The following is a 9,968-nucleotide window of genomic DNA, read 5'->3' on the forward strand; positions in this document are numbered from 1 at the left end:
GGTCCAATAGAGATGCAGGATCCATTGCAAGAGGATTATTATACCAAATTAAATAATAATAAGGATATTTTATATTTAGGAAAACAATTAGATGTTAGACCTTTATATGCATTGGCTGATTCATTAGTCTTATACTCTTATAGGGAAGGTTTTGGAAATGTAGTTATTGAATCTGCTAGTTTTGGAGTACCAACAATTGTAGCAGATATACCTGGGTTAAGAGATACTACGGTTCATATGGAGACTGGATTACTTATTAAACCTAGGAGCGTAGAAAGCTTAACGGAAGCACTAATGTATTTATATAAGAATAGACCACAAGCTAAAATAATGGGTGAAAAAGGAAAAGATAGAATTCATGCTTTTTTTACTAACGAAATAGTATGGTCTGCACAACTTAATTTATACAAAGAATTATGCGAATAACAATCACAGGTGCTTCAGGCTTCGTTGGTCAGAATTTAGTCCCCTATTTAAAGGATAAAAATTATAGTGTTAGAATATTATCTGTTAGAAATGACAGTTGGAAATCCCAAGATGTGATGGATACAGGTGTATTCATTCACTTAGCAGGAAAAGCACATGATACAGCGAACACTTCTAGTGCTGAAGAATACTTTAAAGTAAATAGAGATTTAACCATAGAACTGTTTAATCACTTCCTAAAGAGTGAGGCTAAGGATTTCATTTATTTTAGCTCTGTAAAGGCTGTGGCAGATACAGTAGAAGGTATTTTAACAGAAGAGGTAGAGGCTAAGCCATTTACTCCTTATGGACAATCGAAGTATGAAGCAGAACAGTATCTATTAAATACACAGTTGCCTGAAGGAAAACGAGTGTTTATTATTCGTCCTTGTATGATACACGGACCTGGTAATAAAGGTAATCTTAATTTATTGTATAAGGTAGTGGAGAAGGGGATTCCTTGGCCATTGGCTTCTTTTGAGAATCATCGTTCGTTTTTGTCTATCGATAATCTGTGTTACTTAGTAGATCAAATGATGAATAATCCTAATGTTTTGTCTGGAGTATATAATTTTGCAGATGATAAAGCTTTGTCAACTAATGAACTTGTAACTTTATTGGCAAGAGTATCTAATAAGAAACCTAAGCTATGGCATATCTCTAAAGGATTTATGAATGGAGTAGCTGCAATAGGAGATAAGATTAAATTACCTCTTAATAGTGAACGTTTAAAAAAGCTAACGGAAAATTATATGGTTTCTAATAATAAGATAAAGCGTGCTTTAGAGGTCAAGGAGCTACCCGTAAGTGCAGAGGAAGGATTGGAGAAGACGATTAGGTCTTTTAAAGAGAAGTAATCTTAAGTAGAAAACTGGGAACCGATTAAAAAAGAAAATAATGGAATACATCATAGTTTTAGCGATATTATTTATTGCAGAGTTAGTGTACTTTAAGGTTGCTGATAAGTACAATATTATAGATAAGCCTAATGAGCGTAGTTCACATACTCAAATCACCCTTAGAGGTGGAGGTGTGGTGTTTTACTTCGGTGCATTGGCTTATTTTGTTTATTCAGGTTTTGAATATCCTTATTTTATCATTGGATTAACAGCTATAACATTGATTAGTTTCTTGGATGATATTTTTACGTTGTCTAATAAGATACGATTGTTGATTCATTTGCTTTCGGTCCTGTTGATGTTTTATCAATGGAATCTGTTTGAGCTTTCGTGGTTATGGATTTTACCAGCTTTAGTTGGGGTAATTGGAACCATCAATGCGTATAACTTTATGGATGGAATCAATGGGATTACAGCATGGTATAGTATTGTCGTATTGGGACTATTAGCCTTAGTAAACCACAGTGTTGGTTTTATAGCGATGGATTTAATCATATTTGCCCTATTAGGAGCTGTTGTATTTGCTTTCTTTAACTTTAGAAATAAGGCTAAGGCTTTTGCAGGAGATGTAGGAAGTGTAAGTATGGCTTTTATCGTGGTGTTTTTACTGGGACAATTAATTATCACTACAGGGAACTTTGTTTATATCCTTTTCTTATCTGTATATGGTATAGATACGGTATGGACAATTATTCGTCGTGCCTTGAATAAAGAGAATATCTTTCAAGCACACCGCACTCACCTTTATCAATATTTAGCTAATGAAGCAAAGGTCAATAAGCTTTTTGTTTCTTTTGGTTACGGGGTATTGCAGTTTGTAATCGGTTACGGTGTGATTGACATGACTGATCAAGACGGGATGACGCAAATAGTGTTTGCAGTGTCGTTATTGGTGGTGATGAGTGTGGTGTATTTGGTTTTGAAAAGGAGAATAGTGGATCGCTTTGCTTAACGGGGAACTGATCACTAGATTTTCTGATAATCAATATAAAAATTAGTAATGACAATGAGCTTGTGTATATAAGAAAAACTCGCCTATGAATAACAAATACTTAATCTACGGAAAGGGAGGTCACGGTAAGGTGGTAGAAGATACAGTTTATCAGTTAGATGCAACTAATACAGTAGAGTACTTTGATGATGCTTCTAATCCGTATAATCAAAATTACGAGGTAGCTGCTAAATTGATTATAGGAATTGGTAATAATGAGGTGCGTAAACGTATAGCAGAAACAGTAAAACACTGCTTTGCTACTATCATTCATCCAACAGCTTATGTTTCTCCTACAGCAGTAATAGGTGAGGGAACTGTTATATTAGCGAATGCAGTGGTTCAGGCTGATGCTAAAATTGGAAAACACTGTATTATTAATGCGAATGTAACGGTGGATCACGATGCCATTGTAGAAGATTATGTGTGTACATATCCAGCAGCGTATGTAGCAGGATTTGCTCGTATTACTGAAGGGAAAACATTAAAGCCTGGACAAGTGGTGTGGAAAAGTGAGGTATTTTAGTTTTATCAAGTAATATCAATAGATAATAAAATATATAAGCCAAGGGTAATTGATTTATCTTTGGCTTTTGTTTTTATGATATAATTATAAAATAAGTAGTAGTTTAAACTGAATTTGTCCATAGAATAATTATCTATGAAAATTTATTTTACTACCTTTAAAGTTCTTAAAAAGATGAAAATTATATCATAATGGATAAGAAAATATTGCTGTCTCCTCCGGATTTGGGAGGGCAAGAGCTAAAGTATATTCACGAGGCTTTTGATACTAAATGCATACTCTCTCAAGGAACAAATATAGAGGTATTTGAAAAAGAACTTGAAAAATTTATAGGAGGGGGATCTTTTGTAGCAGCACTAAGCACTGGAACTGCAGCTTTACATTTGGGACTTGTAAAGTTAGGGGTTAAAGCTGGGGATGAAGTCATCTGTCAGTCTTTTACCAGCTCTGCTTCTGCCAATCCAATTACTTATTTAGGCGCCAAACCTGTCTTTGTGGATAGCGAAGCAGATACCTGGAATATGTGTCCGAAGGCTTTAGAGGACGCTATCAAGTCCCGAGCCATTGCTACTAGTAAAAAACCCATTGCAATTGTAATTGTTAATCTTTATGGGATGCCTGCCAAAATGGATGAGATCATGGCGGTAGCTCGCAAATATGAAGTGCCTGTATTGGAAGATGCGGCAGAGGGACTTGGAAGTACTTATAAAGGGCGTCAATGCGGTACAATAGGACATATGGCAGCTTTGAGCTTCAACGGAAATAAAATCATAACAACTTCAGGCGGTGGTGCTTTGGTTTGTCAAACAAAAGAGCAAAAAGATCACGTGGTGTTCTTGTCCACACAAGCTCGTGATACAGCGGCTCACTACCAACACTCTCACATTGGATACAACTACCGCATGAGTAATATCGTAGCGGGGATTGGTCGTGGACAAATGGAGGTGTTAAAGGATCGCATCGCGGCTCGTCGTTCCAATAATGCCTTTTACCAAGATTTGTTTAAGGATATCGAAGGGGTGACTGTATTTACCGAGCCTTCTGAGGATTTCTTCTCCAACCATTGGCTAAGCTGTATAACGATAGATGAGGCTGTTTGTGGAAAAAACAGAGAGCAATTACGTCTGGCACTTCTTGAAGATAATATCGAAACGCGTCCACTGTGGAAGCCAATGCATATGCAACCTGTTTTTCAAGATGCTCCATACTACGGAACCAATGTCGCTGAGAAGTTATTCGATCGAGGCCTTTGCTTGCCATCGGGAAGTAATTTAACAGATGAGGATAGAGAGCGTATAGCTAAGGCTGTAAGAGCGTTTTTTAAATAAAGAATCTTGTTATGTGATTTAGTAATTTAATCACAAATAAGTAAATAATACAGAAATAGTAAAGCCAAGGAGGATAGATTCTTTCTTGGCTTTTTTAGTTTATAACTTTTATAAGATTTCTAATTCATTAGTTTTTCAGATGCTACTATTAAGATTTCTAGGCATACTATTTCTTTAAATTTTAGTGTAATTTAAAAATTACCATTTAATTCCCTTAAAATAAGATACCTTTATCACCAAGCTAAAAATATATCCTATGTTGGTAAAGCATTTTTACTTTGCGGTTTTGTCTTCGCTTTTCTTGTTTTCTTGTGATCGTACAAGTAAGCCCGATGTGCATGTTTATGAGCAGCTAATCCAAAAAAAAGTAAAAGGTGAGACTTTTCAAAATAGTGATGATAAGCGCGATTCGAAGGTAGTGCATGAGAACATAGAGGTACTAGAAAAGGCAATCGCATTAGTAAAGCAGAAACAGCATGGTGAGTTAACACAAGGGGTATTTCTAAAGCAGATCAACTTGCTTTATGATGCACTTCAAAACCCTGTGATTAGCCTTAGTGTTAAGGCTTGGATTTATAGCTATATAGGCTTTTATTTTTATGCAGAGAATGAGTATGTGCAAGCAGCTCCATATTTTATAGAGCTTTCCCTTCTTATCGAGAATCAACTAGAAGAGTTGAGCTTAGGTAAAGAGGATATATTGCTAAATACAGCATTCTTTTTTCAAACCTTAGAGGAATATCGCCTAGCACAGGAGTATTTCTCACTTATTTTAAATTTGCCTTTATTAGAAGATACCACCGCAGCTACGGTTTACTTCAACTTAGGGGAGTTAGCCTATAGGCAAGTCAATTATGTAAAGGCTAAAGAATATTATTTAAAAAGTCATGCCTTTGCATTAGATACGAAAGATACTTTGCGCTATGCAAAAACTCTTGGAGGATTGGGACAAATAGACATGAAAGAAGGCAGGATGAAGAGTGCCAGGGAGTTGTTGGAAAAGGACTTTGTACTCTCAAGCCACGTAGGGGATGTAAAGAATATGATGTACAGTAGATTGCTTCTCGCACAAGGATTGTTTGAGAATAATCAAATCGATAGCGCGTTTACGGCTTTAGAAGAGGCTTATGCTTATGCGTTTAAAATTGGAGGGGAAGTAGGTTATGAGTTTGAAATTCTCAGCTTTTTAAAACAAATTGCTCAATTAAAAAAAGAGGACAGCTTAGAGCTATACTATTCACGTGAAGTGGATAAAATAGCCCCAATAGCCAAAGAAAAAGAAGGGGAGCTTGCCATTCAATTAGTCAATGGAAAGTTGAACTATCACAAGATTCTTTGGGACTTAGAACTGAAAAAAGCAAAGGTTGAATCACTTTGGTATCAGCGCATTGTTTTATTTCTGGTTGTGAGTTTTCTGTGTTTGCTTTTATTAGGCGTTTATCTGTTTTTTAAACGCAGAAATAAGATGCAGGCATTTGCATATCAGACAAAGCTGATGCATTTTGAGTTAGCGCGAATCAAGTCAGAAGACCGATTGCACAAAGCCGAGAATACGCTTTCAGCGCATCAGCAGTTTCTCAGTGAAAAGACGACGCAAATTGCACAATTAGAGGAAGAATTACAAGCGCTGAAAAAATCATCCAGCACTTATTTAAAACACAATACACCAGCTATACAGGAGTTGTTGCAGTCCCATCTTATGACAGAGGAAAACTGGGACTTGTTTAAGCTTGCTTTTTATAAAGAGCAAAAGCAGTATGTAGATTATCTTCAAAAACACTTTGCTGACTTAACAGAGAGTAATCTGCGTATTGTTTTATTGCAGAAAATTGGACTATCAAAAGAGCAAATTGCAAATTTGCTCGGTATAACTTCAGAGGCAGTTCGAAAGGCAAATCAGCGACTTAAAAAGAAATATGGGGAAAAGTATCATTTACTTTAAGTCTGCTTTCCTTGGTCAAATTCGCGCTGTGAACGCAGCATTTTTTCTTTTTTTGGATTAGTTAGCCATTTACTATTTTCTTTTTCTCAGGTGTTTGTTCTCTGTGATTACTTGGTTTTAAATTGTAATATTATTATAATTACGCGATTTAGTTTTGTAAAACTAAGGGCTTAATGTACTTGTATGCTGTGTTTTAGGTGGTTTTTTATGTGTGTTTTTCTCTATTTGTCCCACTTTTGTCCCAGGTGTTTATTAGGTGTTTTTAGCAAGATTGATAAAGTTTGTAAAGCAAACAAAAACAATTATGCTGATGAAAACATCAATTACTTTTTTATATCTATTTCTATTTTCGCTTTTAAGTAGTCTGTGGACATTGTCAGAAGCATCTGACATAGCTTCTTCACTTAAGTTAGAGCGAACTGTGAAACAACACGATGAAAATTCAAACTTGTTTTTCGAATTACAGGGTGATCCTTTAACTGATGCAAGCTCGTTTATTACTACTTGGAAAATTTCATCCAGTAATGATTCTATTGCGTTTAATGTAAGAAATAATTATCAATACTCGTATGATGTTTATTGGGAGAAGGTTGGTCAACCTTCTGTTAAAGGAAATAGTAAAGGAAATAAGGGTGCATTTTATAAAACAAAGTTAGAAGCTGGGGAGTATAAGGTAGCCATTAGTGGTGTGTTTCCTTACTTTAGTGTTTCTTTGGATTACAAATCTCGCGCTCGTGAGAATATTATTGCGATTAATCAATGGGGAACACAAAAATGGAAAAGTATGAACTCAAGTTTTGCTGGGGCAAAAAATCTTGAGTTAAAAGCCACTGATACTCCAAACTTAACAGAGGTTGAAGATATGTATGGGATGTTTGTAAACGCTATAAATTTTACAGGGGATTTAAATAATTGGGATGTTTCTAATGTGACAAATTTTAGTTATATGTTCTCTGGTGCGACAAGTTTTAATAGGGATCTAAATAATTGGGATGTCTCAAGTGGTAGGGATTTTAGTTATATGTTTAAAGGAGCTACAAGTTTTAATGGGGATCTAAATAATTGGGATGTTTCTAATGTGACAAAGTTTAGTTATATGTTCTCTGGAGCTACAAGTTTTAATAGGGATCTAAATAATTGGGATGTCTCAAGTGGTAGGGACTTTAGTTATATGTTTTATGGAGCTACAAGTTTTAATCAGGATATAAGTAGTTGGGATGTCTCAAGTGGTAGGGGTTTTAGTAGTATGTTTAATGGAGCTACAAGTTTTAATCAGGATATAAGTAGTTGGGATGTCTCAAGTGGTAGGGACTTTAGTTATATGTTTTATGGAGCTACAAGTTTTAATCAGGATATAAGTGGTTGGGATGTCTCTAAGGGTACAGATTTTTATGCGATGTTCTTTGGAGCTACAAGTTTTGATGGGAATATAAGTAGTTGGGATGTCTCAAGTGGTACGGATTTTAGTTATATGTTTTATAGAGCTACAAGTTTTAATCAGGATATAAGTAGTTGGGATGTCTCAAGTGGTAGGGGTTTTAGTTATATGTTCTCTGGAGCTACAAGTTTTAATAGGGATCTAAATAATTGGGATGTCTCAAGTGGTAGGGACTTTAGTTATATGTTTTATGGAGCTACAAGTTTTAATCAGGATATAAGTGGTTGGGATGTCTCAAGTGGTACGAATTTTAGTAATATGTTTAATAGAGCTATAAGTTTTAATAGGGATCTAAATAATTGGGATGTCTCAAATGGTAGGGATTTTAGAGGTATGTTTTATAGAGCTACAAGTTTTGATGGGAATATAAGTAGTTGGGATGTCTCTAAGAGTGCGGTATTTTATGGTATGTTTTATGCAGCACGCTCATTTAGCCAAGACTTAAGTAAATGGGACATTAGTCAAGCAAAAGATTTGAATGACATGTTTAGTTATTCGGGTATGCAGCTTGCAGACTATGACAAAATCTTAAAGGGATGGGCAAGTTTAGCAACTGTTCCAAATAATATAAAAATAGGTGTTGTGGGGTTGAATTACTGTTTATCAAAAGAATATAGAGATCAATTAGAGGGTAAAGGATGGGAGTTTGTAGCAGATAAGTATGACTGTATTAATTCAAGTAACAGTTTTATTTTGGAGTGGGATATAGATGAGCAGAACACTGCTATAACAATACTTACAAATTCTTCATATAATTATCACTATACGGTAGCGTATCAAAAAATAGATAATCCCCAAATCAATCAGATAAGCTCAGATGTAACTGGTAATTACACAAGTGCAGTATTGCCTAAAGGAAGGTATAAGGTATCTATTAGAGGGGAGTTTCCACATTTTAGAACGAAATATCCGAAACAATTACGCGCCATTACTCAATGGGGAACTCAACAATGGAAAAGTATGAACTCAAGTTTTTTAGAAGCAGTAAATCTTGAGTTAAAAGCCACTGATACTCCAAACTTAACAGAGGTTGAAGATATGTATGGGATGTTTTCAGGAGCTAAAAGTTTTAATGGATATTTAAATAATTGGGATGTTTCTAATGTGACAAATTTTAGTGAAATGTTTTCTGATGCTATAAATTTTAATGGGAATCTAAGTAATTGGGATGTTTCAAGTGGTACAGATTTTTATGCGATGTTTTATAACGCTAAAAGTTTTAATGGAGATTTAAATAATTGGGATGTATCTAAGGGTACAGATTTTAATACAATGTTCTCTGATGCCAAAAGTTTTAATGGGGATCTAAGTAATTGGGATGTCTCAAGTGGTACGGATTTTTATGCGATGTTCTCTGGTGCCACAAGTTTTAATCAAGATATAAGTGGTTGGGATGTCTCTAAGGGTACAGATTTTTATGCGATGTTTAATGCGGCACGCTCTTTTAGCCAAGATTTAAGTAAATGGGACATTAGTCAAGCAGAAGACTTGGATGCCATGTTTAGTCGTTCGGGTATGCAGCTTGCAGATTATGATAAAACATTAAAGGGATGGGCAAGTTTACCTACTGTTCCAAAAGGTATAATGCTAGGGGCAGAAAAAGTATATTATTGTTCGAGTGAACAAGATAGAGAAACGCTAATTAAAAAGTATAATTGGGAAATATATGGTGATATTAAATTAGGAAGTGATTTAGTATTGAAGGATAAGAAAGTGCAATACAATGGGGAAGAGCACTCTATTGAAATTAAGAATTTGCCGAGTGATCAAATCCAAGTTGAATATATCATCTATGATGAGCATAAACAAGAAGTCAAACAGGCTATTGATGCAGGTAAGTATACCGTAGAGGCTATCATTAAGGGTTGTTCTAAGGAGCAGCGCATAAAAGCTTTTCTAACTATCACTAAAAAGCCAATCCGTGTAACAGCTTTAGGTGCGATCAAAAAGTATGATGGCATTGCCTATAAGGGAGGTCATGGATTGTTTGTAGAAGGCATTTTAGAACAAGATTTACTTGTGGATATAAATGTTACTTATGTAGGTGATTCACAAGGGGCTGTAAACATTGGGACTTATATGATCACTCCAACTGAATTATCACTTGTCAACTACCAGGTAACACAGTATATCTCAGGGACACTTACTATAGAAAAAGCCGAGCTTATTGGGGTGGAGCTAAAAGACACTGTGTATCGATACGATGGTGAATTAAAGTCATTGGCTATTTCAGGAGATATAGATATAGTGACAGATGTAAGGTATTTAAATAACAGCCATAGCGATGTGGGTGAATATAAGGTAGAGGCAAAGGTCTTGGCTGGAGATAATTACCATCCTTTATCCCTTGAGGGGACACTAACTATTGAAAAAGCTGAG

7 protein-coding genes are annotated in these 9,968 nt (G+C 35.4%); all 7 read left to right on the forward strand.

What is annotated here, in order from left to right:
- Positions 1 to 426: glycosyltransferase (locus GOQ24_RS09065; RefSeq protein ID WP_208103217.1), on the forward strand; the 426-nt coding region annotated here is incomplete at its 5' end.
- On the forward strand, positions 417 to 1,322 hold the full coding sequence (locus GOQ24_RS09070; protein WP_166520730.1) for an NAD-dependent epimerase/dehydratase family protein: 906 nt from the start codon (positions 417 to 419) through the stop codon (positions 1,320 to 1,322). The genes GOQ24_RS09065 and GOQ24_RS09070, both read left to right, overlap by 10 nt.
- A 40-nt stretch (positions 1,323 to 1,362) precedes the next feature.
- A complete protein-coding gene (locus GOQ24_RS09075) occupies positions 1,363 to 2,316 on the forward strand; it encodes an MraY family glycosyltransferase (RefSeq protein ID WP_160339521.1) in 954 nt (317 codons plus the stop codon).
- Positions 2,317 to 2,401: 85 nt separating this feature from the next.
- Positions 2,402 to 2,881 carry a transferase gene (locus tag GOQ24_RS09080; RefSeq protein ID WP_160339522.1) on the forward strand — a complete coding sequence of 160 codons (480 nt, stop codon included), beginning with the start codon at positions 2,402 to 2,404 and terminating at the stop codon, positions 2,879 to 2,881.
- Between the two features lie 191 nt (positions 2,882 to 3,072).
- On the forward strand, positions 3,073 to 4,209 hold the full coding sequence (locus GOQ24_RS09085; protein ID WP_160339523.1) for a DegT/DnrJ/EryC1/StrS family aminotransferase: 1,137 nt from the start codon (positions 3,073 to 3,075) through the stop codon (positions 4,207 to 4,209).
- A gap of 256 nt (positions 4,210 to 4,465) precedes the next feature.
- Positions 4,466 to 6,151, forward strand: coding sequence for a hypothetical protein (locus GOQ24_RS09090; protein WP_160339524.1), 1,686 nt, complete (start codon positions 4,466 to 4,468; stop codon positions 6,149 to 6,151).
- Between the two features lie 310 nt (positions 6,152 to 6,461).
- Positions 6,462 to 9,968, forward strand: a 3,507-nt coding sequence (locus GOQ24_RS09095) for a BspA family leucine-rich repeat surface protein (protein WP_160339525.1), incomplete at its 3' end; no start/stop codon positions are given.

The organism is Myroides sp. LoEW2-1, assembly GCF_009767705.1.
Classification (GTDB): Bacteria; Bacteroidota; Bacteroidia; order Flavobacteriales; family Flavobacteriaceae; genus Flavobacterium; species Flavobacterium album_A.